Source organism: Paraburkholderia sp. PAMB 6770, from assembly GCF_057748135.1.
This window is the reverse complement of sequence record NZ_CM173238.1, coordinates 1,256,215-1,282,944: the sequence shown is the minus strand read 5'-3', so window position 1 is coordinate 1,282,944 and position 26,730 is coordinate 1,256,215. Positions and strand designations below refer to the sequence as shown.

The window sequence follows — 26,730 nt, the reverse complement described above, 5'->3', positions numbered from 1 at the left end:
GTCCGGATCGCCGGCTGCATCGTGCCTGTGGCGCGGTGCAGCAAAATCCTTTACAATAGCGTCCGCGTCCTGCTGCATGACGTCCGCTTCGGCGGGCAGACTGGCGGCGTGGCGCAACGTAGCGTTTTGCTCCAATCCAGTTTAGAACCTGTCCCCTCCTGCCTAGCCCCTTGCGGGCGTCCAGTACCAGGCTGGCGGCGCGCCTTCTTGGCAGGCCGCATCCGATACAGCTTCTAACGAACAGCTCGCCTCCTTTTGTCGCGAGCGGCCCCCGTTTTTCGATTTGCTCGCTGAATCCGACGACTTGGGTATGCCGATTGGCGCCGACGCATTGATTCCCCGCCATTCCCGGGATCGTTTCCCAAGGATTTTCATGACTTCGAGCACCCTTTCCAGCAGTCCGTTGAACACTATTGCCGAGCGCGCGCTCGGCCTCGACGCCCCCGCCGCCACGCCGGCCGAGGCCGCCGGGACGGACACTCCGACGTTCGCGTCGCTCGGCCTGTCCGCGGACGTCGTCTCCGCGCTGACGGCTGCCGGCTACCAGACGCCGACTCCCGTGCAGCAACGCGCGATCCCCGCCGGCATCGCCGGCCGCGACCTGCTGGTGTCGAGCCCGACCGGCTCCGGCAAGACCGCCGCCTTCATGCTGCCCGCGATCGAGCGCTTCTCGCAGCTGCAAAAAGCCCAGGCAAGCGCACCGCGCGATCCGCAGGCGCCGCGCGGCGAACGCGGCGCGCGCCGCCCGCAGCCGGTCGCCCGTCCGACCATGCTGGTGCTCACGCCGACCCGCGAACTCGCGATGCAGGTCACGACCGCCGCCGCGACCTACGGCAAGCATCTGCGCCGTCTGCGCACGGTCAGCATCCTTGGCGGCGTCGCGTACGGCCAGCAGCTGATGCTGCTCGCGAAGAACCCGGAAATCCTCGTGGCGACCCCGGGCCGGCTGATCGACCACCTCGAACGCGGCCGCATCGACCTGTCCGAGCTGCAGATTCTCGTGCTCGACGAGGCCGACCGGATGCTCGACATGGGCTTCATCGACGACATCGACACGATCGTCGCCGCGACCCCGGCCACGCGCCAGACCATGCTGTTCTCGGCCACGCTCGACGGCAAGATCGGCTCGCTGACCGGCCGTCTGCTGAAAAACCCGGAGCGCATCGAGATCGTCCAGCGCATGGAGCAGCGCACCAACATCGCGCAGACGGTTCACTACGTCGACGACCGCGATCACAAGGACCGCCTGCTCGACCATCTGCTGCGCGATGCGGGCCTCGACCAGGCCATCGTGTTCACCGCGACGAAGATGGACGCCGACCACCTGGCCGGACGTCTGGCCGACGCCGGATTCGAATCGGCCGCGCTGCACGGCGATCTGCCGCAAGGCGCGCGCAACCGCACGATCCGCGCGCTGCGCGAGCGCCGCGTCCGCGTGCTGGTCGCCACCGACGTCGCCGCGCGCGGCATCGACATCCCGGGCATCACGCACGTGTTCAATTACGACCTGCCGAAGTTCGCCGAAGACTACGTGCACCGCATCGGCCGGACCGGCCGCGCGGGCCGCACGGGCGTCGCGGTGAGCCTCGTGCACCACGCCGAGCAGGGTGCGCTCAAGCGCATCGAGCGTTTCGTGCGCTCGCCGCTACCGGTGAACGTGGTCGAAGGTTTCGAGCCGCGCAAGGCGCCGCCGGCCAATGGCCGCGGCTTCGGCGGACGCGGCCGGCCGGGCGGTAACGGCGGCGGCGGGCGACGCTTCGGCCAGGGCAGCGGCAAGCCCGGCGGCCATGCCGGCGCGCGCAGCGGCGGTGGCGGCGGCGGCTGGAGCGGCAACAAGAGCGGCGGCGGTTCGCGCGAAGGCTATGGCTCGCGCGACGGTTACGGCGCGCGCCGCAGCGACGGTCCGCGCACGGCACGCCGCGGCAGCTAAACACGCGAGACGCGGCCGTCGGGCCGCCCGCGTGATCACGAACCGGCGCTTCGGCGCCGGTTTTTTTTCGCCTTCGCGCAAATTTCACGATATGGAAAAATCTTTTGCGTCGTAAAAAAACGTGCTGCGCAGCACAACACCGGCCATTGCAGCACTAGAAACGGCATTTCTCAATATGAAATAAAAGCAACAAATTACTGATTTATAAAGATAAAAAATATCCAGCCAAATGCCTTCGCGCTCTGTTGCGCTTGCACCGATTTGCCTAGACTCTTCTATAAGACTTCACGCAACAGCACCCCGTGGTGCCGCATCGTGAAGCAGCGGTTCCCCCTACTGACGACTCAAGGCCAATCCAAGGAGCACACGATGTCACGCCAACAGCAAGCCGAAGCACTTCAGCAGCAATGGGCCACCGATCCGCGCTGGAAAGGCATCCGCCGCAACTACACCGCCGAGGACGTCGTGCGTCTGCGCGGCTCGCTGCAGCCGGAGCACACGCTCGCGCGCCGCGGCGCGGAAAAGCTGTGGAACAGCGTTCACAGCGAGCCGTTCGTCAACTCGCTCGGCGCGCTGACCGGCAACCAGGCGATGCAGCAGGTGAAGGCCGGCCTGAAGGCCATCTACCTGTCGGGCTGGCAGGTCGCGGGCGACGCGAACGTGGCCGGCGAAATGTACCCGGACCAGTCGCTGTATCCGGCCAACTCGGTGCCGCTCGTCGTGAAGCGCATCAACAACACGCTCACGCGCGCCGACCAGATCCAGTGGTCCGAGGGCAAGAACCCGGGTGACGAGGGCTACGTCGACTTCTTCGCACCGATCGTCGCGGACGCGGAAGCGGGCTTCGGCGGCGTGCTGAACGCATTCGAACTGATGAAGGCGATGATCGAGGCCGGCGCGGCAGGCGTGCACTTCGAAGACCAGCTCGCGTCGGTGAAGAAGTGCGGCCACATGGGCGGCAAGGTGCTCGTGCCGACCCGCGAGAACGTCGCGAAACTCTCCGCCGCGCGGCTCGCGGCCGACGTCTGCGGCGTGCCTACCGTGCTGCTCGCGCGCACCGATGCGGAAGCGGCTGACCTGATCACGTCCGATATCGACGAGAACGACAAGCCGTTCCTCACCGGCGAGCGCACCGTCGAAGGCTTCTACCGCACGAAGCCGGGCATCGAGCAGGCGATCTCGCGCGGCCTCGCCTACGCGCCGTACGCGGACATGATCTGGTGCGAAACCGGCAAGCCGGACCTCGCGTTCGCGAAGCAGTTCGCCGAGGCGATCCGCCAGCACTTCCCGGACAAGCTGCTCGCGTACAACTGCTCGCCGTCGTTCAACTGGAAGAAGAACCTCGATGACGCAACGATCGCGAAGTTTCAGCGGGAACTCGGCGCGATGGGCTACAAGTTCCAGTTCATCACGCTTGCCGGCTTCCACGCGCTGAACTACTCGATGTTCAACCTCGCGCACGGCTACGCCCGCTCGCAGATGAGCGCGTTCGTCGAGCTGCAGCAGGCCGAGTTCGCCGCCGCCGAGAAGGGCTTCACCGCGGTCAAGCACCAGCGCGAAGTCGGCACCGGCTACTTCGACGCGGTCACGCAGACGGTCGAGCGCGATGCGTCGACGACCGCGCTGCACGGCTCGACCGAGGACGAGCAGTTCTTCGACAAGAAGGTCGCGTAAGCGCACCTGCACTGCGCATCATGCGCCGCCGTCCCCGTGATGCGGGGCGGCGGCCGCCACCGGCAGGCACCGGACACCCATCAGGGAGAGGCGCCGGCGCGCCGCGCGATACGAACAATACGGCGCGGCGCACCGGCGAGCAGCGGCCCTGGGCCAGAACAGACAGAATCTGAGAGACCCGCGTCGTTACGCAGGCGGCGGCATGCAGCACGATGCCGCCGCCCCGCGCTTAGCGATACACGATCACCGGAATTTTCGTATGCGTGAGCACGCGCTGCGTCTCACTGCCGATCAGCAGGCTGCCCAGCCCGCGACGCCCGTGCGAGGCCATGAAGATCACGTCGCAGCTGCCCTTCTCGGCGGCCTCGATGATGCCCAGATACGGCGCGGGATGCACGCTCGTGCAACTCGCGACCGGCACGCCCGCCGCACGCCCGGCCTGCTCCACTTCGACCAGATGCGCGCGCGCCTCGCGTTCGCTGCGTTCGAGAAAATCGACGGGCGGCTCGATCACGACATCGGAGAATGGCGAGTAGGGATACTGCGGCAGGCAGGCATAGGCGGTCACCCGTGCGCCGACTGTGCGCGCGAGATCGATGGCGCCCTCGATGGCCTTGCGCGACAGGTCGGAGCCGTCGGTCGGCACCAGGATGTGCTTGAACATGCTGCCCTCCGTCGTCGCCTTGCGCCGGCCGCGGACCGCGCGGACCCGGCACACCCGGCATACCCGGCATACCCGGCACACCCGGCATACCCGGCATACCCGGCATACGCAGCGGGCCGGATAGACGCCACGCGCCCGGCACACCTTGTGCACGCCGCCCGTGCCCTGCCCGTGGGCCGCCCGCCAGCCGATGCTCTCGATTGTAGTGCGCCGCCGCGCCCGCAGTGGGCGCTTGCGGGTCAATCCGCATATCGGAAACCCGCGCGACAATGCGCGCCGCGCGGCATCAGGTCCAGTAGGCCGGATCGCTGAAGGTGTGCTTGAGGAAATCCAGAAACAAGCGCACGCGCAACGGCAAATGGCGGCGTTGCGGAAACACGGCGTGAATGCCGATCGGCGGCGCCGCGAACGCGTCGAGTACGGTGACGAGACGGCCCGCCGCGATATCGGTGCCGACTTCCCACCACGAGCGCCACGCGAGTCCGTAGCCCGCGAGGCACCACTCGTGCAGCACCGCGCCGTCCGAACATTCCATCGTGCCCGACACGCGGATCGACACCACCTTGCCGTCGTGCTGGAACATCCAGCCGCGCTGCTGGTTCGCGCTCGCGCCGAGCGCAAGGCAGTTGTGCTGCGCCAGCTCGCCGAGGCTCTGCGGCGCACCGCGCCGGGTCAGATACGCGGGCGCGGCCACGCATACGCGGCGGTTCTCGCCCAGACGCAGCGACACCAGCGACGAGTCCGGCAACTCGCCGAGGCGCACCGCGCAATCGAAACCCTCGTTGACCAGATCGACGAGCCGGTCGGACAGATCGAGCGAAATCGTCACGTCGGGATGCGCGACTGCGAATGCCGGCGCGAGCGGCGCGACGTGCCGCCGCCCGAACCCGGCCGGCGCGGACACCCGCAGATGCCCGCTCGCCTTGACGCCGCCCGCCGACACGCTCGCTTCGGCATTCTGCATGTCGTGCAGGATCCGCTGGCAATCCTCGAGAAAAGCCGAGCCCTCGAACGTCAGCGTGAGGCGCCGCGTGGTGCGCACCAGCAGCTTCACGCCGAGGCGCTCCTCGAGCGCGTCGATGCGCCGGCCGATGATCGCCGGCGCCACGCCTTCGGCATGGGCGGCGGCCGACAGGCTGCCTTTCGCGGCCACGGCCGCAAAGGTTTCGATCTGCTTGAAACGGTCCATCGATGCGCCGGGTCCCGTACGCGACGAACGCGTGCGAAATAAAGAGTGAGCGTCAGATTATGCGCATCAAAGTAAAAGATCAAGTGATCGATAGCGTCTTTTTAGATACCCAACATCACAAATACAATCCGTTCCGACCTCTCACAGGAGCGCATGGCAATGTCGGCCAAAACGACACCGACTCCCCACGCAGTGATCTTCGACGCCTACGGCACACTGTTCGACGTGCACTCGGTGGTCGCCGCGAGCGAGCAACTGTTTCCCGGCCACGGCGATGCGCTGTCGCAGTTGTGGCGCAAGAAGCAGATCGAATACACGCAGTTGCGCAGCCTCGCCGATCCGGCCGGCGCGCGTTACCGGCCGTTCTGGCACATCACGCTCGACGCGCTGCGCTACGCCGCGCGCCGGCTCGGTCTCCCGCTCACCGCCGGTGCGGAAAAGCGCCTGATGGACGAATACGCGTGCCTGTCGGCCTTCCCGGACACGCTGCCGGTGCTGCGCGCATTGCGTGCGCAGCGCGCGGACGGCACGGCGCCCGGGCTCGCGATCCTGTCCAACGGCAGCCCGGAGATGCTCGACATCGCCGTGAAAAGCGCCGGCATGGGCGGCCTGTTCGACCACGTGCTGTCGGTCGACGCGGTGCGCGCGTACAAGCCGTCGCCCACCGCGTATGCGCTCGCCACCCAGGCGTTCGGGACGGCCGCGCGCCATATCGTGTTCGTGTCGTCCAACGGCTGGAATGCGGCCGGCGCGCGCTGGTTCGGCTTCCGCACGTTCTGGCTGAACCGGCACGGCGCGCCGCTCGAAGAACTCGGCGTCATGCCCGACGGCACCGGCGCAAGCCTGCCGGAGCTGCTTGCCTTCCTGCGCCCCGCGGAGCGCTCCGGCGCAGGCGCATCCCGCACAGGCCGCTCCTGCGCGAGTACTTCCGATCCAGGTACCTCCAGTTCAGGCACGCCCAATTCAGGCCGCCCCGATCCAGGCACCCCCGATCCAGGCACCCCCGATCCAGGCACCCCCGATCCGGGCACCCCCGATCCGGGCCCCCCCGATCCGGGCACCCCCGATCCAGGCACCCCCGATCCAGGCACCCCCACGCGCGGCAGCCCCGCCGCGTAACGGTCGCGGCACGGCCCCCGGGTGGCCGCCGCGCCGGCGCTGCGTACCGCGCGCCGCTTTCGACCCGCATCGGCGCAATCCCGCACCGTTGAACCCCGCTACTTGACAAGATGACCGACCACGGAGAAAACATGGCGAACCCGCACCCCTCGTTGCAGTTGCCGCAAGGCATGACCCTCACCGGCGACATCCGTCCCGGCTACGAAGCGATCCTCACGCGCGACGCGCTCGATCTCGTCGCCGCGCTGCACCGTACGTTCGAGCCGCGCCGCCAGGCGCTGCTGAAGGCGCGCGTCGAGCGCACCCGGCGCCTCGACGCCGGCGAGCGCCCGGACTTCCTCGCCGCCACCCGCAGCATCCGCGAAGGCGACTGGAAAATCGCGGCGCTGCCGCAGGACCTGCAATGCCGGCGCGTCGAAATCACCGGGCCCGTCGAGCGCAAGATGATCATCAATGCGCTGAACTCGGGGGCCGATTCGTACATGACGGACTTCGAGGATTCGAACGCGCCGAGCTGGGACAACCAGATCACCGGCCAGATCAACCTGAAGGATGCGGTGCGCCGCACGATCTCGCTCGAACAGAACGGCAAGTCGTACCAGCTGAATGCGCGCACCGCGACGCTGATCGTGCGTCCGCGCGGCTGGCATCTGGACGAAAAGCACGTGATGGTCGACGGCCAGCGCGTCTCGGGCGGCCTCTTCGACTTCGCGCTGTTCCTGTTCCATAACGCGAAGGAGCTGATCGCGCGCGGCTCGGGCCCGTACTTCTATCTGCCGAAGATGGAAAGCCATCTCGAAGCGCGGCTGTGGAACGACATCTTCGTCGCCGCGCAGGAAGCGGTCGGCATCCCGCGCGGCACGATCCGCGCCACCGTGCTGATCGAGACGATTCTTGCCGCGTTCGAAATGGACGAGATTCTGTACGAGCTTCGCGAGCATAGCGCGGGCCTGAACGCGGGCCGCTGGGATTACATCTTTTCCGCGATCAAGAAATTCCGCAGCGACAAGGACTTCTGCCTCGCCGATCGCTCGCAGATCACGATGACCGCGCCGTTCATGCGCGCCTACGCGCTGCTGCTGCTGAAGACCTGCCACCGGCGCCAGGCTCCGGCGATCGGCGGGATGAGCGCACTGATTCCGATCCGCAACGACCCGGCCGCCAACGACCGCGCCATGGCCGGCGTGCGCGCCGACAAGGCGCGCGACGCGAGCGACGGCTACGACGGCGGCTGGGTCGCGCATCCCGGGCTCGTGCCGCTCGCGATGGAAGCGTTCGTCAAGGTGCTCGGCGACGCGCCGAACCAGATCGCCCGCCAGCGCGACGACGTGGAGGTGGCCGCGAAGGATCTGCTCGATTTCCGCCCGGAGAAGCCGATCACCGAGGCGGGGCTGCGCAACAACATCAACGTCGGGATTCACTACCTCGGCGCGTGGCTCGCGGGCAACGGCTGCGTGCCGATCCACAATCTGATGGAGGACGCCGCCACCGCCGAAATTTCGCGCTCGCAGGTGTGGCAGTGGATCCGCTCGCCGAAGGGTGCGCTCGACGACGGCCGCAAGGTGACCGCCGACCTGGTGCGCGCGCTGTCGAAGGAAGAGCTGCAGAACGTGCTGCGGACGGCCGGCGGCGATCCGAAGCCGTATGAGCGCGCCGCGCAGATCTTCGAGCAGATGTCGACCTCGGAGCAGTTCACCGACTTCCTGACGCTGCCGCTGTACGAAGAGCTGTAAGCACGCATCGGCCGCCGCTGCGCCGGGTCTTCGGCGATGCGGCGGCCTGCTTCGTCTGCTTCGTCTGCTTCGTCTGCTTCGTCTGCTTCGTCTGCTTCGTCTGCTTCGTCTGCGTAGCCTGCGTAGCCTGCGTAGCCTGCGTAGCCTGCGTAGCCTGCGTAGCCTGCGTAGCCTGCGTAGCCTGCGTAGCCTGCGTAGCCTGCGTAGCCTGCTTCGCCTGCTTCGCCTGCTTCGCCTGCGTAGCAGTCTGCCGCGCGAGCGCTAGCCGCGCGCGCGGCGGTATGCGACCCAGTCGCCCGGGACGATTTCCGGCAGCCCGGCCACTGCGTCGCGCGTCACCGGGTAGTAGCGGCAGACGAGCGGCGCACCGTCCACCTCGATCGTCGTCTCGCGCGCGACGAACAACCCCTCGACGCCCGGATACACCTCCTCGATCTCGTCCAGCACCGCCACGAGGCGGGGCTCGATCTCGTACACGTCGCCGACCACCGGCTCGCCGGCCTCGTCAGGCACGAGCCCCGGATACGCGCCGAAGTCGAACAGCTGCCCGCGCAGCGTCGCGCGGCCGAGCAGCCGCGGCGCGTCCATTCCGTGGCGTAGCGCCGCCACGCCGATATCGTTGATCTCTCCGGCCCGCAAGGTGCCGTACACGAAAACCCGCTGCATCGTCGTCAATTTTTCCTCTGTCAGAATGCCGGCGCAGCGCCCGGCGCGCCGCACCGCTGCCGCGCCCGCACGCCGCCGCATCACGCGCGGGCCGAGGACAGCCTGTGCGCATTATGCCTGCCGCGGGAGCGCCCCTCCCCGGTGACGAGCCTGCCGGCAGCGCGCGGACTGGCCCTACAATGGCGTCACCGTCACGCCTGCGCGCCCCGCCCGCCCCGCTCATGAGCCCGCCCGCCACCGCGTCGCTGTCGACCCAGGTCGACTTCACCGATATTCCGCCCGAATTCGCGCCGAACCGGGTTCATCCGATCCGCGTGCGCTCGCGGCCGATGGCCGCGGGCGTGCGGATCGCGCGGCATACGCATGCATGGGCACAGGTCGCGTATGCATCGCGCGGGGTGCTGCGCGTCGCGACCACCGGCTCGACGTGGATGGTGCCGCCGTCGCGCGCCATCTGGGTGCCGCCGCACGTGACGCACGAAGTCGTGATCGTCGAGGAAGCCTTTCTGCGCACGCTGTACATCGACGAAATCGCCGCGCCGCCGGGACTCGATGCGTGCCGTGTGGTCGAAGTGTCGACGCTGCTGCGCGAGGTGATCGCGGCGCTCGACACGTCCGCGCTGCCGGCGGCGCGCGAGCAGTTGCTCGGCGCGCTCGCGCTCGACGAACTGACGCGTTCCGAGCCGCTGCCGCTCGCGGTGCCGATGCCGAACGAAAAACGCTTGCGCGCGCTGTGCGAAGCGGTGCTCGCCGATCCTGCGAGCCCCGCTTCACTCGATCAATGGGCGCTCGGCGTCGGCGCGAGCACGCGCACGATTGCGCGGCTGTTTCGCCAGGAGCTGGGCATCAGCTTTTCGCAATGGCGCCAGCAGGCGCTGCTCGCCTGCGCGATTCCGCTGCTCAGCCAGGGGCGGCCGCTGTCGCAGGTCGCGCGCGAACTCGGCTACCAGAGCCAGAGTGCGTTCTCCGCGATGTTCCGGCGCGCGTTCGGCAAGAGCCCGCGCGCGTTCATCGAGCGCGGCCCGGCGCCGGCATGGCAGGACGGCGAAGCGGACGACGTGGACGAAGTGGACGACGCGCGCGGCGACACGGTGTCGGGTTCCGCGCAAGCGCACAGCGAACGCTAGCGGCGCGGGCCGAATTTCAGGTGCGCACGCAAACGCGCCGGTACGGCGCGAACCTGCGGCTGCGCTGCGCCCCTGCATCCGGCGCAGGGAACGCGCACGGCGCCACCCGCTTCAGACGCGCCGCGCGAGATGGCGGATCGCGCCGAGTTGCGCGAGCCGCGGTCCGGCGAGGCGATACCCCATGCGCTGGTAAAGACGGGCGGCGGGATTGTCGACGAACACGCGCAGTTGCAGTTCGCGCAGCCCGCGCTCACGCGCCCACTGGTGCGCCAGATCGAGCATGTAGGTGCCGGCGCCGCGCCGGCGGTAGCCTTCGGCGATCTGCACGTCGCGGATGTGCAGCGAATCGCCTTCGACCGTGATGCGCAGCACGCCGGCCGGGTGGCCGTCGACGTCGAGAATGTAATTTTCCGACTCACGCCAGCTGGCGAGAAACAGGTCGCTGCGCCAGACCAGATGATGCCGCGTGTAGTAACCGCCCATGTTGTTGCGGGTCAGCGCTTCGGCAAACGCGAAGTCGTCCATGCTGGCCTTGCGCATCTGGAACGGCGAATGGGCTTCCTCGAGGACGAACATGATGCAGCGCGCGAAAAGGGTCTCGATGCAACGGTAAAGCACCCGGCGCGCGCTGGCAATCACTGAATGTCCCGAGCAGGACAGGCGCTGCGAACCGCCGGCGCGCGGCATGCGCGCCGGCCGCCGCTCCGCTCCCGGTCTGCGCGTCCGCATGCGCGCCCCCCGAACCGGCGCGCCGCGGCGGCGGGGTCAGGCGCCGCTCGCAAACACCGGTTCGAGCGAGCGGTACAGCGCGCGGAACGTCGGACGGCGTTCGTCGCGATACCACGCGTGACGCGCCCGATCGGGTTCGCGCACCGCGAGGCGCTCGGGCGTCGGGCAGATCGCATCGAGCGAGGCCTGCGGCTCCAGCGCGAGGTGCGCGAGGCGCGCCGCGCCGAGCGCCGGCCCCACTTCGCCGCCGGCGCGCAGCGTCAGCGGCCGCCCTGAAATATCGGCGAGCATCTGCGTCCAGTACGCGCTGCGCGAGCCGCCGCCGATCAGCGAAATCTCGTCCGGCACGAGCCCCGCCGCATGCAGCGCGTCCATGCCGTCCAGCAGCGCAAAGCCCACCCCTTCGAGCGTCGCGTTCGCGAGGTCCGCGCGGCTCGTTTGCGGCACGAGCCCGTAAAAGACGCCTTTTGCGTTGACGTTGTTGTGCGGCGTGCGCTCGCCGGTCAGGTAGGGCAAGAACCACGGATGCTGCGGGCGCGCGTTGCGCTGCGCGTCGTCGAGCAGCGCCGCGACGTCGGTGTAGCCGGTCAGTTGCGCGGTGAAGTCGAGGCAGCCGGCCGCGTTCAGCATCACCGACATCAGGTGCCACGTGTCCGGCAGCGCGTGACAGAAGCTGTGCACCGCGGACGCGGGATTGGCGAGAAAGCCGTCGGACACCGCGAAATACACGCCCGAGGTGCCGAGCGACAGCATCGCCTGTTTCGGCCGCACGATGCCGACGCCGATCGCGCCGGCCGCATTGTCGCCGCCGCCCGCGACCACCGGAATCTCGCGCAGTCCCCACTCGCGCGCGAGCGCCGGCTTCAGCGTGCCGGTGATCTGGTTGCCTTCGAAGACCTTCGGCATCTGCTCCCGCGACAGGCCGCACGCGGCGAGCAGTGCGTCGCTGTAGTCGCGCCGCGCGATATCGAGCCACAGCGTGCCCGCGGCATCCGACGGATCGGTCGCGAAGTCGCCGGTGAGCTGGTAGCGCAGATAGTCCTTCGGCAGCAGCACGTGGGCGATGCGCGCGAAAACCTCCGGTTCGTGCTTGCGCACCCACAGCAGCTTCGGCGCGGTGAAGCCGGGCATCGCGAGATTGCCGGCCATCGCATGCAGATGCGGCACCGCCGCTTCGAGTTCGAGACACTCGCGCCCGGAGCGTCCGTCGTTCCAGAGAATGGCTGGCCGCAGCACGTCGCCGTGCGCATCGAGCAGCGTCGCGCCGTGCATCTGGCCGGTCAGTCCGAGCGCCTCCACCTGGTCGGCGCCGATGCCCGCGGCGCGTGCCGCGTCGAGCAGCGCGCGAAGCGCCGTGGTACATGCGCGCCACCAGTCCGCGGGCACCTGCTCGGACCAGCGCGGCTGCGGCCGGCTGACGCTCAGCGCCTCGCTCGTGCTCGCGCGCACGTGGCCGTCGCGATCGAGCAGGACCGCTTTCACGCCCGATGTGCCTAAATCGATTCCGATGAACATCACTGCGTTCCTCTGCGGCGCCGGCACGCGCGCTCCGCTGTCGCGGAGCGGCGCGCGCGAGCGCCTCGTTCGGGTGAAAAGGGGCGGGTTCGCGTGCGCAGCGGCGTTAGCGCAGGCCGTAGATCGCGTGATTCACGACGCCTTCGAGGCGCTCCTGCTGGCCGCTCACGTGATGCGGATTCACGCCGCGCGCGAGCGCGTCCTGCGCGAGCGAGGACAGCGAGTAGCCGCCGGACAGGATCTTGCGGCCGAACTCGGTGTCCCAGCCCGCGTAGCGCTGACGCTTGAACTGCTCCAGTGGGTCGTTGCCGATCAGCACGGCCGCGCGTTCGAGCGCGAGCGCGAGATTGTCGATCGCGCCGATATGGCCGTAGAACAGGTCCTCCGCATCGATGCTCTGGCGGCGCACCTTCGCGTCGAAATTCATGCCGCCGGTCGTGAATCCGCCGTGGCGCAGGATTTCATAGAATGCGAGCGTCAGTTCCTCGACGCTGTTCGGAAACTGGTCCGTATCCCAGCCGTTTTGCGGATCGCCGCGGTTCGCGTCGATGCTGCCGAACACGCCGAGGGCGAACGCGGTGGCGATCTCGTGATGGAACGAGTGCCCCGCGAGCGTCGCATGATTGGCCTCGATGTTCACGCGGATCTCGTTCTGCAAGCCGTACTGCAGCAGGAAGCCGTGCACGGTGGCGACGTCGTAGTCGTACTGGTGCTTGGTCGGCTCCTGCGGCTTCGGCTCGATCAGCAGCGTGCCCTTGAAGCCGATCTTGTGCGCGTGCTCGACCACCATGTTCAGAAAGCGCGCGAACTGCTCGCGCTCGCGCACGAGGTCGGTGTTCAGCAGCGTCTCGTAGCCCTCGCGCCCGCCCCACAGCACGTAGTTCTCGCCGCCGAGGCGCTGGGTCGCGTCGAGCGCGTGGCACACCTGGCTCGCGGCGTACGCGAACACTTCAGGGTTCGGATTCGTCGCGGCGCCGGCCGCATAGCGCGGATTCGAGAACAGGTTCGCGGTGCCCCACAGCAGCTTCACGCCGGTGTCCTGCTGCTTGCGCGCGAGATAGTCCGTCATGCGCGCGACGTTCTCGCCGTACTCGCGCAGGTTCTTGCCTTCCGGCGCGACGTCCGTGTCGTGGAACGTGTAGTACGGCGTGCCGAGCTTGCTGAAGAACTCGAACGCGGCATCGGCCTTCTGGTGCGCGCGCTCCATCGCGTCGCCCGGCTGCTGCCACGGGCGCTGGAACGTGCCCTGCCCGAAGATGTCGGCGCCCGGCCAGACGAACGTATGCCAGTAGCACACCGCGAGACGCAGATGCTCTTCGAGCGTCTTGCCGAGCACGCGTTTCGTGCGGTCGTAGTGGCGGTAGGCGAGCGGGTTGTCCGATTGCGGACCTTCGTAGCGGACTGCGGGAATATGTTCGAAGAAGGACATGGGCGTCTCCAGGAAGGGGCCGCGCGACCGTGCGATGCGGCCGCGGCGGATTCGTCAGGGTGACGCCATGCTGCCAGCAGCCGGCGCCCGGCGGCAATTGCGAAATTGCGCAGCGCGGCTAACGTTTCTCACCGCACGACGGCCCGGTGCGCGCACGCGCCGCGAACCCGGCCTAGAATAGCCGGATGCCTCAAGCCGGCGCTCGCGCGCCGCACCGCCACGAGACCCCGTTTGCGCCCCGCGCGCCGCCCGACACCGCGATGAGCCGACCCGGCACCACCCAGACGCCGCACCGGATTGCCCTGCTGTTCAATGCGAACAAGGTGTATGACCGCGAGATCATCAGCGGGATCGGGCATTACCTGCTGTCCACGCGCGTCGCATGGGACCTCTTTCTGGAAGAAGACTTCCGCTGCCGGCTGAACGGCATCGAGCGCTTCGACGGCGACGGCATCATCGCCGACTTCGACGACCCGGCGGTCAGCGACGCGCTGCGCGGATGCCCGCTGCCGGTCGTGGCGGTCGGCTCGTCGTACGAGGACGACGCGCAGTATCCGGCGGAACTGCCCTATATCGCCACCGATAACGCGAAGCTGATGTCGCTCGCGTACACGCATCTGATCGGCGCGGGTCTGCCGCATTTCGCGCTGTACAGCCTGCCGGACGCGCCCGAGAACCGCTGGGCGCAGGAGCGCGAACGCGTGTTCGCCGCGCTGCGCCGGCAGGACGGCGGCGACGCCGCGCACCTCGATGCGGAAATCTGGCGCGGCCTGTCGACGAGCGCGCCGCTCTGGAACCAGGCGATCGAGCAGCTCACGCTCTGGCTGGCCGGCCTGCCGAAGCCGGTCGGCATCATCGCGGTCACCGATGCGCGCGCGCGGCAATTGCTGCAGGCCTGCCTGATGGCCGGCATCGCGGTGCCGGAGGAGGTGGCGATCATCGGCATCGACAACGATCCGCTGACCCGCACGCTCACGCGCATTCCGCTGTCGTCGGTCATTCAGGGCACCGAGGAAATGGGCCGCACGGCCGCGCACCTGCTGCACCAGATGCTGCACGGCGCGCGTTTCCCGGGCCGGCGCATCCGCGTGCCGCCAGTCGGCATCAACGTAATGGCGTCGACCCGCCACGAGCCGCTCGCGAGCCCGCACGTGATGCGCGCGCGCCACTTCATCCGTCAGTACGCATGCCAGGGGATCCGCACCGAGCAGGTCGCGGATTATGTCGGCGTATCGCGCTCATCGCTGGAGGAGCATTTTCGCCGCGAACTGCAATGCACGGTGCACCAGGAAATCCTGCGCCACAAGCTCGACGCGGCGCGCTCGCTGCTTGCCAGGGGCGACGCGCCGAGCGCGGAGGTCGCGATCCGCTGCGGCTTCACGTCGCTGCAATATATGTACGCGGTGTTTCGCCGCGAGCTCGGCTGCACGCCGCGCGAGTATCAGGAGCGCGCCCGCGCCGGCGTCACGCCGGACTGAGCGCGAGACCCCTCACCCGTCATCACGATAACCATGGCCCGCCCTATGATCAGCCAGGCCCATCTGACTTCCGAGCCGTGGGGCACGTTGCCCGGCGGCGACCCGGTGCGACTGTTCACGCTGCGCAACGCGCCAGGCATGCGCGTCGCGATCAGCGATCTGGGCGCGACGCTCGTGTCGTGGCAGGCGCCCGATCGAACCGGGCGGCTCGCCGACATCCTGCTCGGCCACGATACGCCGGCCGCTTATGTCGAGGCGACGACTTACATGGGCGGCCTGATCGGGCGCTGGGCCAACCGCATCGCCGGGGCGCGCTTCATGCTCGACGGCATCGAGTACGCACTGGACCGCAACGAAGGCCGCAATCTGCTGCACGGCGGCGCAACGGGTTTTCACCGGCAGCGCTGGGATGCCGAAGAAGACGCCGGCGCGCTGCTGCTGCGGCTCGATTCGCCCGAGGGCGAAGCGGGCTTTCCCGGCAACCTGACGGTGCACGTGCGCTACGCGCTCGACGACGACGGCACGCTGACAATCGGCTACGAAGCGCGCAGCGACGCCCCGACGCCGCTGAACCTGACGAGCCATCCGTACTTCAATCTGAGCGGCGACGCAGCGTCGGATATACGCGGGCACGTGGTGTCGATCGATGCGGACACGTTCCTCGAAATCGACGAAACGCTGATTCCATGCGGACGCGCGGATGTCGCCGGCAATCCGTTCGACTTCCGGCACAGCGCGCCGGTCGGCGCGCGGCTCGACTGGCCGAACGCACAGCTCGCGCTGGCGGGCGGCTTCGATCATTGCTACGTGCTCGGCGACGTGCCGCCGGCCTGCGACGGCACGCGTGCGGTGCGCGAATGTGCGAGCGTCTACGATCCGGGCAGCGGCCGCGAGTTGCGCGTGCTGACCGACCAATGGGGACTGCAGTTCTACACGGGCAATCACCTCGCGAGCGAGCGCGGCCGCGGCGGCCTCACCTATGCACGCCATGCGGGGCTGTGCCTCGAGGCAGGCGGCTTCCCGAACCAGATCAACATGGCCGAACGCGACCCGGTGGTGCTGCGTCCGGGCAAGCCGTACCGACAGACCACGCAGTATCGGGTCGGCGTGCGCAGCGGCGTATGAGCGTGTGGCGAGAACAGGGAAACACCGGCGTACGACGCGGTGCACGGCGTGAAAAACAAAAAGCCGTTGAATTCTCGCGAATTCAACGGCTCATTGCGTGCGACTGGCGGAGCGGACGGGGCTCGAACCCGCGACCCCCGGCGTGACAGGCCGGTATTCTAACCAACTGAACTACCGCTCCGTTTCCTGCTGCTTCGCACCGCTCTCAGCGACCGGCATGAAGCGTTGTCTCTGGCGTCCCCTAGGGGATTCGAACCCCTGTACTCACCGTGAAAGGGTGATGTCCTAGGCCTCTAGACGAAGGGGACAACGTGCTGCTTACACCTTTAATAAAAAAGCCCGTTCACGTTCCGATGAACGGGCTTTGTCTGGCGGAGTGGACGGGACTCGAACCCGCGACCCCCGGCGTGACAGGCCGGTATTCTAACCGACTGAACTACCACTCCAGTCTTTGCACCCAAGCCAGCAAGCGTCGGTTATGTCTTGCTAGCCGCGCCGCCTCACTGAAGAAACGACGCCGATGTCTGGCGTCCCCTAGGGGATTCGAACCCCTGTACTCACCGTGAAAGGGTGATGTCCTAGGCCTCTAGACGAAGGGGACATGATCTTTGCGGATCTGTCTTTATCTTGCTGCTAACTGACGCCAATTTCAACTCGTCAGCAGCAAAGACCAATATTTTAACTACCCTGCTGCGGTTTGTGAAGTCTTTTTTTCTACAACGCCCGGCTCACCGGGAAACTTCACTTTGCTCTGTTGGTGGAGGTAAGCGGGATCGAACCGCTGACCTCTTGCATGCCATGCAAGCGCTCTCCCAGCTGAGCTATACCCCCCTGCAGAACAGAAACGAGATTCTAGAGGGCATTCCGGGTCTTGTAAATACCCGTTGAGCGATGACGCGTCATTTTTTTGCAATTGATGCGCGATCGGATGCGCGATCGCCGCTTCACGCGATCAGTCGCGCGGCGTGTCGAGCCGGCTCAGCACGACCTCGCGGCCGAACAGTTGCAGGACGCTGTCGATCGACGGCGTATGCGTGGTGCCCGCCACGAGCAGGCGCACCGGCATCGCCAGTTGCGGCATTTTCAGCTTGTGTGCGGCGAGCGTGGCCTTCAGCGCAGCGGCGATGCCCTCCTTCGTCCATTCGGCACTTTTCAGCGCGGCCGCGAGATCGGCCAGCGCGGGACGCACCGTGTCGGTCAGATGCTGCGCAAGCGCATCGGCGTCGGGCGTCGGCGTGCGGTAAAAGAGCAGCGCATTGTCGGCGATTTCCTTGACGGTCGACGCGCGGTCCTTCAGCAGCGCGACCACGCCGGCCAGCGCCGGGCCGCGCGCGAGCGCGCCGTCATCGACACCCAGTGCGGCAAAGAACGGCCGCACGAGATCCGCGAGGCGCGCGTTATCGGCCTCCTTGATGTAGTGCGCGTTCAGCCACGTGAGCTTGTCGTGATCGTACTGTGCCGGCGATTTGCCGAGGTGCTCCAGATCGAACCATTCGACGAACTGCTCGCGCGAAAAAATCTCGGCGTCGCCGTGCGACCAGCCGAGCCGCGCGAGGTAGTTCAGCACGGCCTCCGGCAGAAAGCCGGCGTCGCGATAGCCGGTCACGCTCATCGCGCCGTGCCGCTTGCTCATCTTCTCGCCCTGCTCGTTCAGCACGGTCGGCAGGTGCGCGTAGACCGGCGGCTCGCCGCCGAGCGCGCGCAGGATGTTGATCTGGCGCGGCGTGTTGTTCACGTGATCGTCGCCGCGAATCACATGCGTGATGCGCATGTCGAGATCGTCGACGACCACGCAGAAGTTATAGGTCGGCGTGCCGTCCGGACGCGCGATGACGAGATCGTCGAGTTCCTCGTTCGAAATCTCGATACGCCCTTTCACCGCATCGTCCCACGCGACCACGCCGGTGAGCGGGTTGCGAAAGCGCAGCACCGGCTGCACGCCGGCCGGCGGCTGCGGCAGAACCTTGCCCGGCTCCGGGCGCCAGGTGCCGTCGTAGCGCGGCTTCTCGCCGGCCGCGCGCTGCCGCTCGCGCAGCGCATCGAGCGCTTCGGTCGACATGTAGCACGGGTACACGAGCCCCTGCTCGCGCATCTGCTGCAGCACCTCGCGGTAGCGGTCCATCCGCTGCATCTGGAAGAACGGGCCTTCGTCGTAGTCGAGACCAAGCCAGGCCATGCCTTCGAGGATCGCATCGACCGAGGCGGAGGTCGAGCGCTCGACATCGGTATCTTCGATCCGCAGCACGAAGGCGCCCTTCATCTTGCGTGCAAAAGCCCACGGATACAGCGCGGAACGGATGTTGCCGAGGTGAATGAAGCCGGTCGGGCTCGGAGCGAAACGGGTACGGACGGAGGTGGTCATGGGCGAATACTCGAAAAACAGGCTGCGGCGCCGCGGCCGGCTGGCGCGACGCTCATGCGGCGCAGGCCGCGGATGCAACGCGTCGGACGTCGTGGCGCGAACCGGAAAGGAGACGCGAATTATACCCGCGCTCATCCGTGCGGCCGACCGGCGCGCTCGCGGCGCCGGACGTTCGGGTGCGGCGGCTCGCCCCGGGCGGGCGTGGCGGCCCAGGATCCGTCGTGCGCGCGCCGCGCGGCCGTCACGGGCCGGCCGTGTTTGTGTAACCGTTCGTCTCGCCCGTCGGGGTGCCGCGATGCTTTGCATTATCATGGGCGCGCGCCGCGACAGCCCGCTCGCGGCGGCGGGCGCGACGCCGCCCGCTGCGGACGCGGGCCATGCATGCGCCGCGCCGCACCCCGCCGTTGCTGGAGAATTCGTTGAAGCCATCCACCCTGAATCTGAGTCGCCGCGCCTTTTCGCTTGCGGCGGCATCCGCCGTGCTCACCGGCTGCGCGACCACAGGCCGCGAGACGGCTTCGCTCTCGGGCGAGCCGCCGGCCACGCCGGCCACACCCACGCCGCCGCCGGCCGCGAGCCGGCCGCCGCGCCCACTGCGGGTCGGCCTCGCGCTCGGCGGCGGCGCCGCGCGCGGTTTCGCGCATATCGGCGTCATCAAGGCGCTCGAAGCGCGCAACATCCATGTCGACCTGGTTGCGGGCACAAGTGCCGGCTCCGTGGTCGGCGCGCTGTACGCGTCCGGCATGAACGGCTTCGCGCTGAACCGCCTCGCGCTGCGGATGGACGAAGCATCGATCAGCGACTGGGCGATGCCGTTTCGCACCCGTGGACTGCTGCAGGGCGTCGCGCTGCAGAACTACCTGAATACGACGCTGCACGGCCGGCCGATCGAGAACATGGCGAAGCCGCTCGGCATCGTCTCGACCGATCTGCATTCCGGGGAGCCGATCCTGTTCCAGCGCGGCAATACCGGTATCGCGGTGCGCGCGTCGTGCAGCGTGCCGTCGATCTTCGAGCCGGTGAGAATCGGCACGCGCGAGTACGTCGACGGCGGTCTCGTGAGCCCGGTGCCCGCGTCGTTCGCGCGCCGCATGGGCGCCGACTTCGTGATCGCGGTGGACATCTCGCAGCGGCCCGAGACGGGCGCGACGTCGAGCGAGTTCGACGTGCTGCTGCAGACGTTCACGATCATGGGCCAGACCATCAAGACCTACGAGCTGGAAAAGTACGCCGATATCGTGATCCGGCCGAACCTCGCCGCGATGAGCGGCAGCGATTTCTCGCAGCGCAACGCGGCCATTCTCGCCGGCGAGGAAGCCGCGGCGCGCATCGCGCCGGAGCTGATACGCAAGCTCGCCGCGCGGCAGATGGCGGCTTAGCGCGATCCGGTCGCCATTGGTTGGCCGGGGGATTGAAACCGCCCGGCGATTCGCGACCCGCCTTCATCAATGTGATGCCGTGGTGGCGCGTCATTCCGGCGCGCGCCAGCTTGCCTTGTGGCGGCAATCCGCTTCGCATGAAGCGCCGCCTCTTTTCGGATACGTCCCATTGGGCCCAGAAAAGATTGCTCAAAATATTAAGTATTCCTTATTTTATGCCATCCGTGCCGGTCGCGCCCCACCTCGACCGGCCCGCCACATGGGGCAACCCCTTGCATGAATCGCCCTGCACCTGACTCCCGCAGTGCCAGCGAGCACTGGCGGTACTTCCGCTTTTTCTGGCACAGCCTTGACCAGTCAATGTATCTGAGCGTGCGGGATCCATGGACGTTCGATCCGGCGCGCCACTTCGTCTTCGGGACCGGCAGGCGCTTCACCGAAGTCTCGCCCGACGAGCTCCGCGACATCGACGCGGCCATGAAGGTTGCGCAGGCGGCCTGGCTCGGGACGAGCCGGCCGCCTTCCCTGTCCTGATCCGATCGCGAACCGAGGGATGTGCTCGCGCGCGTCGAAGACTACGAAGGGCGGATCTGGAAGATGAATACGCAACAGGTTGCCCGCGCGGTGCTCGACGCGGTGCAGCGGGGCAAACTCATTTTCGTGCCGTTGCCGACGACTTGCGCGCGTGCGTGGAAGCCATCCAGCAGGAGCGGGCCAGACAGGCTGCGGGAGGGGCGCCACGCGCGGCAACAGATGGGCCATCCTCGTCGCCTCCCCCGACGCCGCTCGGAAACACGCAACCATTCAAGTACAGTGACGATTCCGTCGACGAGAACTTGATCGATCTCGCCGCTAGAGGCGTGAGCGAGGAAGACGAGGCGGCGTGTGCCGCACAGTACGACAACGAAATGGACCAATGTCAGTTCGCACGCGCGATATACCAGGACCCGCGCACCTACGCGCTCTGCACACAACGCGCATTCTCCCGCTACCAGGCTTGCCGAGGATATTGAAATGACGAAAACACCCCGCGCCACCATCGTCTTCTATAACGAGGACACGCAACAGGTGCAGCTTTGCACAGTGTCACGCTCCCAGGTGCAGTTGGCGATCGATCGGGCAGGCGCAATGACCATCCCGCCTCACGCGGAGGAAACACCAGACGCCCCCATTACGGACGAGGACGCACGTGCCCTCGGCGCTATTGCCATCCTGATTCAGGCCAAGAGGCACCCGGAACTGCGTGAGCGCATTCAACTCACGACAGGCGACACCATCAACTGGGGCGAGCACAAGCCGCCCAAAGCCTGACAGGTCACGCGACCCACTGAAACAGGATACGTAGAAACCACCCGGCGCAATCAAGCGTACAGGGGATACGCATGGCAAACCATCCGCCAAAGCGGTGCGTCGTGGTCCTGTGGGATGAGGATGAGCGGACGCTCGTTTCGTACACGCTCGACGTTGACAACGCGAGGGCTGTCACCCAGCGGGCATTCCCGATGAATCTGCCCGCTTCCGACTACAACGACAGGTTTGACGACGAGTTTGCGCGCCGCTTCGGCGCGGCCACGCTCAACCTGCTGGCGCTGTCGAACCCAGGCCTGAAGCCGCTGATCCAGACGACTGCCGCCACGGACTGATGCACGATCGGACCTGTCCCGGACGGAGGCCCGCAAGACCCTTCATGTCTCAACCCGCGGACCTTTGCCAACGGCTGCGAATTACGCCTGCGAGACCCGTTCGATGCAAGGACCGCTCGCGCCACCATCCAGACGAAAATAAATCGGCGTCGCAATAAACAAAGCCCGCTTCATTCGAAGCGGGCTTTGTCCTATCCGGACACGCGTACGGGAAACTCAGTTGCCGAGGCCGTCGAGCGACGCCTTCACGCGCTGCTTCAGATCCTGGCTGCCCTTATAGGACACCTCGATGCGGCGCGCACCGGTGAAATGCTTTTCCCAGTAACTCTCGTCGAGGTCGTCGACGCGGATCGTGCTGCCGGTGGACGGCGAGTGCACGAACTTGTTGTCGCCGATGTAGATGCCGACGTGCGAGAACGTGCGGCGCATCGTGTTGAAGAAGACCAGGTCGCCCGGTTTCAGGTCGTTCAGGCTGACCTTCTCGCCGACCCGGCTCATTTCTTCCGCGCGGCGCGGCAACGCGAGGCCCAGCGTATCCTGGAACACATAGCGGACGAACCCGCTGCAGTCGAGTCCCGAATCCGGCGAATTGCCGCCCCAGCGATAACGCACGCCGATCATGTTCAGTGCGCCGACCACGACGTCGCCCGCCTTGCCCGCCATGCCCGACAGGAACCCACGCGCACCGCCGCTATCGGCGCTCGCGGCCGGCGCGGCGTCCGCCGACGTGGACGGCGGCAGCATCGAAGCAGCCGCAGCCGCAACGGGGGTCAGGGGCGACGGCGACGCCTGCGCGACAGACGCCGGCGACGTGCCTTGCAAATTGGGGAGCGACAACGAATTCGACCCGGCGGGGGTCGAAATTACGGCATTCTGATTGAAATTGCTTGCTTCATCGGCGAAAACGCCGGGTGCTGCTGCGATCAATACGCCAATGAACATCCCGGCGACGACGCGCGTGCAAGCCTGGGTCAAGTTTCCGTGCTGCATTGGTCGGTAGTTTTTGCCTAAAAATCAGAGGGATGCGAAAAAAGTTGGGTCGATACTAGCCAGTAAGTATTCATGTGTCAAAACAAATAGAAAAATACAATCGAGACACGCACCCAATTGGTGAAAATCAACCTAAGTCCGCAGCTTTCAAAAGCCTTTGCGTATATGGATGGGCCGGTTTCGCAAAAATATCCTCGACCGCACCCGTTTCGACGATCGCCCCTGCCTGCATCACCGCCACGCGATGCGCCATCGCACCGATCACCGCCAGATCGTGGCTGATGAACACAAAACCGAGGTTGTACTTGCGCTGCAGCCCGGTAAGCAGCTTCAGCACCTGCTGCTGGATCGACACGTCGAGCGCGCTGGTCGGCTCGTCGAGAATCAGGATCCGCGGCTCCAGCACGAGCGCGCGCGCAATCGCGATGCGCTGCCGCTGGCCGCCCGAGAATTCGTGCGGATAGCGGTACAGCACGGTCCGGTCGAGCCCGACCTCGCGCAGCACCGTGACGACCTTCTCGCGCCGCGCGGCCGCGTCGAGCTGCGGGCGATGCAGCGCGAGCCCCTCGCCGACAATGCGCTCGATCGTCTGGCGCGGCGAAAGCGAGCTGAACGGGTCCTGAAAGACCACCTGCAGATGCGCGCGCAGCCCGGTACGCTCGGCGCCGCGATAGCTCGCGAGCGCCCTGCCCTGAAACTCGATCTGCCCGTGCGCGACCGGCTGCAGGCCGAGCAGCGCCATTGCAAACGTCGATTTGCCGGAACCCGACTCGCCGACGATCCCGAGCGTCTCGCCCTGGCGCACCGCCACGCTCGCGTCGGCAACCGCGCGAAACCGTCCCGCGCGAAACCAGCCGCGCACGCCCGGCAGCGGCGTGCGAAAGTCGACCGAGACGCCGCGCGCCTCGAGCAGCACCGGCGCGATCGGCAGTACCGGCAGGATCTCGCGCTCCGGCCGGCTTTGCAGGAGCCGCTGCGTGTACGGATGCTGAGGCGCGCTGAAGATTTGCGCGACCGGCCCGCTTTCGACGAGCACGCCCTGCTCCATCACGGCCACGCGCTCGGCGAAATGGCGCACGAGGTTCAGGTCGTGCGTGATCAGCAACACCGCCATGCCGCGCTTTTGTACCTCCTCGCGCTGCAGTTCGAGCAGCAGCTCGACGATCTGCGCGCGAATCGTCACGTCGAGCGCGGTGGTCGGCTCGTCGGCGAGCAAGAGCCGCGGCCGGCACGCGAGCGCCATGGCGATCATCGCGCGCTGCCGCTGGCCGCCCGAAAGCTGATGCGGATAGCTGTTCACACGCTTGCCCGGTTCCGCGATGCCGGTACGGTCGAGCAGCGCCACCGCGCGCCGGCGCGCCTCCTTCGGCGACACCGCGTCGTGCACGACGACCGTTTCCGCGATCTGCTCGCCGATCGTGTAGAGCGGATTGAGCGCGGTCATCGGCTCCTGGAAGATCATCGCGATGTCGGAGCCGCGCAGCCCGCGCATCGCGCGCTCGCTCTTCGCGAGCAGATCCTCGCCGTCGAAGCGGATCGTGCCGCTCACGTCGGCGTCATGCAGCAGCCGCAGGATCGACAGCGCGGTCACGCTCTTGCCCGAGCCCGACTCGCCGACGAGCGCAACACGCTCGCCCGCTGCGATCGCGAGCGACATGTCGCGCACCGCGAGCGTGTCGCCGAAGCGCACCTGCAGACGATCGAGTTCCAGCAACGGCCGCGGTGGCTGCGGTGGCTGCGGCGGCTGCGGTGGCTGCGGCGGCTGCAACGGCTGCAACGGCTGCAACGGCTGCAACGGTCGCGGCGGCTGCGGCGGCGCACTCATGGCTTGCCTCCCGCACGCATCGCGTCGTTCACGCGCGTATCGAGCGCGTTGCGCAGCGCGTCGCCCATGAAGGTGAGCAGCAGCAGCGTCAGCACCAGCACGCCGAAGGTCGACATCGAGATCCACCATGCGTCGAGATTGTCCTTGCCCTCCTGCAGCAGTTCGCCGAGACTCGGCGTCGGCGGCGGCACGCCGAGGCCGAGAAAGTCGAGGCTCGTGAGCGACAGGATCGCGCCGCTCATCCGGAACGGCAGGAACGTGATGACCGGCGTGAGGCTGTTGGGCAGCACATGGCGCCACATGATCTGCCAGTTCGACAGGCCGATTGCGCGCGCGGCGCGCACGTAATCCTGCGTGCGGTTGCGCAGGAACTCCGCGCGCACGTAGTCGGACAGCCCGATCCAGCCGAACAGCGACAGCAGCACGATCAGCAGGATGAAGCCCGGCTCGAAGATCGACGAGAAGATGATCAGCAGATACAGCTCGGGCATTGCGCTCCACACTTCGATGAGCCGCTGTCCGACGATGTCCGTCCTGCCGCCGAAGAAGCCCTGCACCGCGCCGGCGCACACGCCGAGCAGCGTGCCGATCGCGGTCAGCGCGAGCGCGAACTCCACCGACACGCGAAAGCCGTAGAGCAGGCGCGCGAACACGTCGCGCCCTTCGGCATCCGTGCCGAGCCAGTTTTCGCGCGACGGCGGCGCGGGACTCGGCACGCGCGAGAAGTAGTTCAGCGTGTCGTAGTAATAGTGATTCGGCGGATAGATCGCGAAGTTGCCGGGCCGGCTGAAGCGGTCGCGAATGTACGGGTCGAGATAATCGGCCGGCGTCGGAAAATCGCCGCCGAAGGCGGTCTCCGGGTAGGTCTTGACGAGCGGGAAATACAGATGGCCGTCGTAGCGGACGACGAGCGGCTTGTCGTTCGACCACAGCGGTCCCGCGAGACTCAGCACGAACGCGGTGACGAAGACGATCAGGCTCCAGTAGCCGAGCCGCTGCTGGCGAAACCGCTGCCAGACGCGCCGCGCGGGCGACGGCGAGACGAACGCGCGCACCGGCCCGGTACGCGGCGGCAGATCGGCACGAGTGCGGGCTCGACTCAAATCAGCGCTCCAGTTGCTCGAATTGAATGCGGGGATCGACCCAGACATAGCACAGGTCGGAGATCAGCTTCGTGGCGAGCCCGATCAGCGTGAACAGATACAGTGTGCCGAGCACGACCGGGTAGTCGCGCTGCATCACCGACTGATACGACAGCAGGCCGAGCCCGTCGAGCGAGAACAGCGTCTCGATCAGCAGGCTGCCCGAGAAAAACGCGCCGATGAACGCACTCGGAAAACCGACGATCAGCGGAAGCGCCGCGTTGCGAAACACGTGCTTCCACAGCACGCGCCGCTCCGACAGGCCCTTGGCGCGCGCGGTCAGCACGTACTGCTTGCGCACCTCGTCGAGAAACGCGTTTTTCGTGAGCATCGTGACGACCGCGAAGCTGCCCACCACCGACGCCGTCACCGGCAGCGTGATGTGCCACAGATAATCGAGCACCTTGCCGGCGAGGCTCAGCTGCGACCAGTCGTCGGACGTGAGGTTGCGCAGCGGGAAGATCTGCAGGAACGAGCCGCCGCCGAATAGCACGAGCAGCAGCACGCCCAGCACGAAGCCGGGGATCGCGTAGCCCGCCAGCACGATCAGGCTCGTCACGAAGTCGAAGCGCGAGCCGTTGCGGATCGCTTTCGCAATGCCGAGCGGCACCGAGATCAGATACGTGAGAAAGAACGTCCACAAGCCGATGCTGATCGACACCGGCAGCTTCGAGACGATCAGCGACCAGACGCTCTGATGGCGAAAGTAGCTCTGGCCGAGATCGAATGTCGCGAAACGCCTGAGCATCAGCACATAGCGCGTGAGCGGCGGCTTGTCGAAACCATACAGCTTCTTCAGCTCGGCGATCTGCTTCGCGTCGACCCCGGTGTGTGCACGCAAGCCGAACGGCGCACCTTGCTCGGCGCCCTTGCGCAACTCGTGCGCCATCTGCTCGACCGGACCGCCGGGCACGAACTGGATCACCACGAACGTGAGCGTCAGCACGCCGAGCAGCGTCGGGATCATCAGCAGCAGACGTTTGAGGATGTAGCTCCACATGGCGATATTCC

21 protein-coding genes, 5 tRNA genes and 1 pseudogene are annotated in these 26,730 nt (G+C 67.1%); 11 read left to right on the top strand and 16 right to left on the bottom strand.

Features of this window, described 5'->3' with window-relative positions:
• Positions 1 to 373: 373 nt before the first annotated feature.
• Together AC3AP7_RS05910 and aceA are read left to right on the top strand one after the other, a co-directional pair.
• Positions 374 to 1,930, top strand: coding sequence for a DEAD/DEAH box helicase (locus AC3AP7_RS05910; protein ID WP_475764593.1), 1,557 nt, complete (start codon positions 374 to 376; stop codon positions 1,928 to 1,930).
• A gap of 369 nt (positions 1,931 to 2,299) precedes the next feature.
• Positions 2,300 to 3,604 carry an isocitrate lyase gene (gene aceA, locus AC3AP7_RS05905; RefSeq protein WP_475764594.1) on the top strand — a complete coding sequence of 435 codons (1,305 nt, stop codon included), beginning with the start codon at positions 2,300 to 2,302 and terminating at the stop codon, positions 3,602 to 3,604.
• A gap of 229 nt (positions 3,605 to 3,833) precedes the next feature.
• On the opposite strand, the gene AC3AP7_RS05900 is transcribed toward aceA, so the two are convergent.
• Together AC3AP7_RS05900 and AC3AP7_RS05895 are read right to left on the bottom strand one after the other, a co-directional pair.
• The gene (locus AC3AP7_RS05900; RefSeq protein ID WP_475764595.1) at positions 3,834 to 4,268 is read right to left on the bottom strand and encodes a universal stress protein; all 435 of its coding nucleotides are present in this window, start codon (positions 4,266 to 4,268) and stop codon (positions 3,834 to 3,836) included.
• Between the two features lie 286 nt (positions 4,269 to 4,554).
• Complete coding sequence (locus AC3AP7_RS05895) at positions 4,555 to 5,457, bottom strand: LysR family transcriptional regulator (RefSeq protein WP_475764596.1); 903 nt, start codon at positions 5,455 to 5,457, stop codon at positions 4,555 to 4,557.
• Positions 5,458 to 5,616: 159 nt separating this feature from the next.
• On the opposite strand from AC3AP7_RS05895, the pseudogene AC3AP7_RS05890 reads away from it, so the two are divergent.
• Together AC3AP7_RS05890 and aceB are read left to right on the top strand one after the other, a co-directional pair.
• Positions 5,617 to 6,403 (top strand): annotated as a pseudogene (locus tag AC3AP7_RS05890) (haloacid dehalogenase type II); the annotation flags it as partial.
• 304 nt (positions 6,404 to 6,707) lie between these two features.
• Positions 6,708 to 8,309, top strand: coding sequence for a malate synthase A (gene aceB / locus AC3AP7_RS05885; protein WP_475764597.1), 1,602 nt, complete (start codon positions 6,708 to 6,710; stop codon positions 8,307 to 8,309).
• Positions 8,310 to 8,570: 261 nt separating this feature from the next.
• On the opposite strand, the gene AC3AP7_RS05880 is transcribed toward aceB, so the two are convergent.
• Entirely contained in the window at positions 8,571 to 8,975 is a 405-nt protein-coding gene (locus AC3AP7_RS05880) for a gamma-glutamylcyclotransferase family protein (RefSeq protein ID WP_475764598.1), read from the bottom strand.
• Between the two features lie 221 nt (positions 8,976 to 9,196).
• Between AC3AP7_RS05880 and AC3AP7_RS05875 the strand changes: the two genes are divergently transcribed.
• Complete coding sequence (locus AC3AP7_RS05875) at positions 9,197 to 10,102, top strand: AraC family transcriptional regulator (RefSeq protein ID WP_475764599.1); 906 nt, start codon at positions 9,197 to 9,199, stop codon at positions 10,100 to 10,102.
• Positions 10,103 to 10,213: 111 nt separating this feature from the next.
• Here AC3AP7_RS05875 and AC3AP7_RS05870 read toward each other — a convergent pair whose 3' ends face one another.
• From AC3AP7_RS05870 to xylA, 3 genes are all read right to left on the bottom strand, one after another.
• Positions 10,214 to 10,678 (bottom strand): GNAT family N-acetyltransferase, encoded by a 465-nt coding sequence (locus AC3AP7_RS05870; RefSeq protein ID WP_475764600.1) that lies wholly within the window; start codon positions 10,676 to 10,678, stop codon positions 10,214 to 10,216.
• Between the two features lie 189 nt (positions 10,679 to 10,867).
• A complete protein-coding gene (gene xylB / locus AC3AP7_RS05865) occupies positions 10,868 to 12,346 on the bottom strand; it encodes a xylulokinase (RefSeq protein ID WP_475764601.1) in 1,479 nt (492 codons plus the stop codon).
• A gap of 106 nt (positions 12,347 to 12,452) precedes the next feature.
• Positions 12,453 to 13,775: a xylose isomerase gene (gene xylA, locus AC3AP7_RS05860; RefSeq protein ID WP_475764602.1), complete on the bottom strand. Its 1,323-nt coding sequence runs from the start codon at positions 13,773 to 13,775 to the stop codon at positions 12,453 to 12,455.
• Positions 13,776 to 14,035: 260 nt separating this feature from the next.
• Between xylA and AC3AP7_RS05855 the strand changes: the two genes are divergently transcribed.
• Entirely contained in the window at positions 14,036 to 15,253 is a 1,218-nt protein-coding gene (locus tag AC3AP7_RS05855) for a XylR family transcriptional regulator (RefSeq protein WP_475764603.1), read from the top strand.
• A gap of 45 nt (positions 15,254 to 15,298) precedes the next feature.
• Positions 15,299 to 16,378 (top strand): aldose epimerase family protein, encoded by a 1,080-nt coding sequence (locus tag AC3AP7_RS05850; RefSeq protein WP_475768062.1) that lies wholly within the window; start codon positions 15,299 to 15,301, stop codon positions 16,376 to 16,378.
• 104 nt (positions 16,379 to 16,482) lie between these two features.
• Here AC3AP7_RS05850 and AC3AP7_RS05845 read toward each other — a convergent pair.
• From AC3AP7_RS05845 to gltX, 6 genes are all read right to left on the bottom strand, one after another.
• Positions 16,483 to 16,559 (bottom strand) — tRNA-Asp (locus tag AC3AP7_RS05845).
• Positions 16,560 to 16,610: 51 nt separating this feature from the next.
• Positions 16,611 to 16,686 (bottom strand) — tRNA-Glu (locus AC3AP7_RS05840).
• Positions 16,687 to 16,747: 61 nt separating this feature from the next.
• Positions 16,748 to 16,824, bottom strand: a tRNA-Asp gene (locus tag AC3AP7_RS05835).
• A gap of 79 nt (positions 16,825 to 16,903) precedes the next feature.
• A tRNA-Glu gene (locus tag AC3AP7_RS05830) sits at positions 16,904 to 16,979 on the bottom strand.
• Between the two features lie 154 nt (positions 16,980 to 17,133).
• Positions 17,134 to 17,209 (bottom strand) — tRNA-Ala (locus AC3AP7_RS05825).
• A 121-nt stretch (positions 17,210 to 17,330) separates the two neighbouring features.
• Positions 17,331 to 18,740 (bottom strand): glutamate--tRNA ligase, encoded by a 1,410-nt coding sequence (gene gltX / locus AC3AP7_RS05820; RefSeq protein WP_475764604.1) that lies wholly within the window; start codon positions 18,738 to 18,740, stop codon positions 17,331 to 17,333.
• 419 nt (positions 18,741 to 19,159) lie between these two features.
• Between gltX and AC3AP7_RS05815 the strand changes: the two genes are divergently transcribed.
• From AC3AP7_RS05815 to AC3AP7_RS05800, 4 genes are all read left to right on the top strand, one after another.
• Complete coding sequence (locus tag AC3AP7_RS05815) at positions 19,160 to 20,119, top strand: patatin-like phospholipase family protein (protein WP_475764605.1); 960 nt, start codon at positions 19,160 to 19,162, stop codon at positions 20,117 to 20,119.
• Positions 20,120 to 20,395: 276 nt separating this feature from the next.
• Positions 20,396 to 20,653, top strand: a complete 258-nt coding sequence (locus AC3AP7_RS05810; protein WP_475764606.1) for a hypothetical protein — start codon at positions 20,396 to 20,398, stop codon at positions 20,651 to 20,653.
• A 480-nt stretch (positions 20,654 to 21,133) separates the two neighbouring features.
• Positions 21,134 to 21,430, top strand: coding sequence for a hypothetical protein (locus AC3AP7_RS05805; RefSeq protein ID WP_475764607.1), 297 nt, complete (start codon positions 21,134 to 21,136; stop codon positions 21,428 to 21,430).
• A 71-nt stretch (positions 21,431 to 21,501) separates the two neighbouring features.
• Positions 21,502 to 21,762, top strand: a complete 261-nt coding sequence (locus AC3AP7_RS05800; protein WP_475764608.1) for a hypothetical protein — start codon at positions 21,502 to 21,504, stop codon at positions 21,760 to 21,762.
• Between the two features lie 216 nt (positions 21,763 to 21,978).
• Here the strand turns inward: AC3AP7_RS05800 and AC3AP7_RS05795 are convergent, their stop codons facing one another.
• From AC3AP7_RS05795 to AC3AP7_RS05780, 4 genes are all read right to left on the bottom strand, one after another.
• Positions 21,979 to 22,752, bottom strand: a complete 774-nt coding sequence (locus AC3AP7_RS05795) for a C40 family peptidase (protein ID WP_475764609.1) — start codon at positions 22,750 to 22,752, stop codon at positions 21,979 to 21,981.
• 127 nt (positions 22,753 to 22,879) lie between these two features.
• Complete coding sequence (locus tag AC3AP7_RS05790) at positions 22,880 to 24,577, bottom strand: ABC transporter ATP-binding protein (RefSeq protein WP_475764610.1); 1,698 nt, start codon at positions 24,575 to 24,577, stop codon at positions 22,880 to 22,882.
• Complete coding sequence (locus AC3AP7_RS05785) at positions 24,574 to 25,680, bottom strand: ABC transporter permease (protein ID WP_475764611.1); 1,107 nt, start codon at positions 25,678 to 25,680, stop codon at positions 24,574 to 24,576. Before AC3AP7_RS05785 ends, AC3AP7_RS05790 begins: the two co-directional genes overlap by 4 nt.
• A gap of 1 nt (position 25,681) precedes the next feature.
• The gene (locus AC3AP7_RS05780) at positions 25,682 to 26,719 is read right to left on the bottom strand and encodes a microcin C ABC transporter permease YejB (RefSeq protein WP_475764612.1); all 1,038 of its coding nucleotides are present in this window, start codon (positions 26,717 to 26,719) and stop codon (positions 25,682 to 25,684) included.
• Positions 26,720 to 26,730 lie beyond the last annotated feature (11 nt).

Excerpts from the sequence above, each read along its gene's own strand:
- AC3AP7_RS05910 (WP_475764593.1), top strand. The coding sequence starts at position 374 with ATGACTTCGAGCACCCTTTCCAGCAGTCCGTTGAACACTATTGCCGAG.
- aceA (WP_475764594.1), top strand. The coding sequence starts at position 2,300 with ATGTCACGCCAACAGCAAGCCGAAGCACTTCAGCAGCAATGGGCCACC.
- AC3AP7_RS05900 (WP_475764595.1), bottom strand. The coding sequence starts at position 4,268 with ATGTTCAAGCACATCCTGGTGCCGACCGACGGCTCCGACCTGTCGCGC.
- AC3AP7_RS05895 (WP_475764596.1), bottom strand. The coding sequence starts at position 5,457 with ATGGACCGTTTCAAGCAGATCGAAACCTTTGCGGCCGTGGCCGCGAAA.
- aceB (WP_475764597.1), top strand. The coding sequence starts at position 6,708 with ATGGCGAACCCGCACCCCTCGTTGCAGTTGCCGCAAGGCATGACCCTC.
- AC3AP7_RS05880 (WP_475764598.1), bottom strand. The coding sequence starts at position 8,975 with ATGCAGCGGGTTTTCGTGTACGGCACCTTGCGGGCCGGAGAGATCAAC.
- AC3AP7_RS05875 (WP_475764599.1), top strand. The coding sequence starts at position 9,197 with ATGAGCCCGCCCGCCACCGCGTCGCTGTCGACCCAGGTCGACTTCACC.
- AC3AP7_RS05870 (WP_475764600.1), bottom strand. The coding sequence starts at position 10,678 with ATGTTCGTCCTCGAGGAAGCCCATTCGCCGTTCCAGATGCGCAAGGCC.
- xylB (WP_475764601.1), bottom strand. The coding sequence starts at position 12,346 with ATGTTCATCGGAATCGATTTAGGCACATCGGGCGTGAAAGCGGTCCTG.
- xylA (WP_475764602.1), bottom strand. The coding sequence starts at position 13,775 with ATGTCCTTCTTCGAACATATTCCCGCAGTCCGCTACGAAGGTCCGCAA.
- AC3AP7_RS05855 (WP_475764603.1), top strand. The coding sequence starts at position 14,036 with ATGAGCCGACCCGGCACCACCCAGACGCCGCACCGGATTGCCCTGCTG.
- AC3AP7_RS05850 (WP_475768062.1), top strand. The coding sequence starts at position 15,299 with ATGATCAGCCAGGCCCATCTGACTTCCGAGCCGTGGGGCACGTTGCCC.
- gltX (WP_475764604.1), bottom strand. The coding sequence starts at position 18,740 with ATGACCACCTCCGTCCGTACCCGTTTCGCTCCGAGCCCGACCGGCTTC.
- AC3AP7_RS05810 (WP_475764606.1), top strand. The coding sequence starts at position 20,396 with ATGAATCGCCCTGCACCTGACTCCCGCAGTGCCAGCGAGCACTGGCGG.
- AC3AP7_RS05805 (WP_475764607.1), top strand. The coding sequence starts at position 21,134 with ATGACGAAAACACCCCGCGCCACCATCGTCTTCTATAACGAGGACACG.
- AC3AP7_RS05800 (WP_475764608.1), top strand. The coding sequence starts at position 21,502 with ATGGCAAACCATCCGCCAAAGCGGTGCGTCGTGGTCCTGTGGGATGAG.
- AC3AP7_RS05795 (WP_475764609.1), bottom strand. The coding sequence starts at position 22,752 with ATGCAGCACGGAAACTTGACCCAGGCTTGCACGCGCGTCGTCGCCGGG.
- AC3AP7_RS05790 (WP_475764610.1), bottom strand. The coding sequence starts at position 24,577 with ATGAGTGCGCCGCCGCAGCCGCCGCGACCGTTGCAGCCGTTGCAGCCG.
- AC3AP7_RS05780 (WP_475764612.1), bottom strand. The coding sequence starts at position 26,719 with ATGTGGAGCTACATCCTCAAACGTCTGCTGCTGATGATCCCGACGCTG.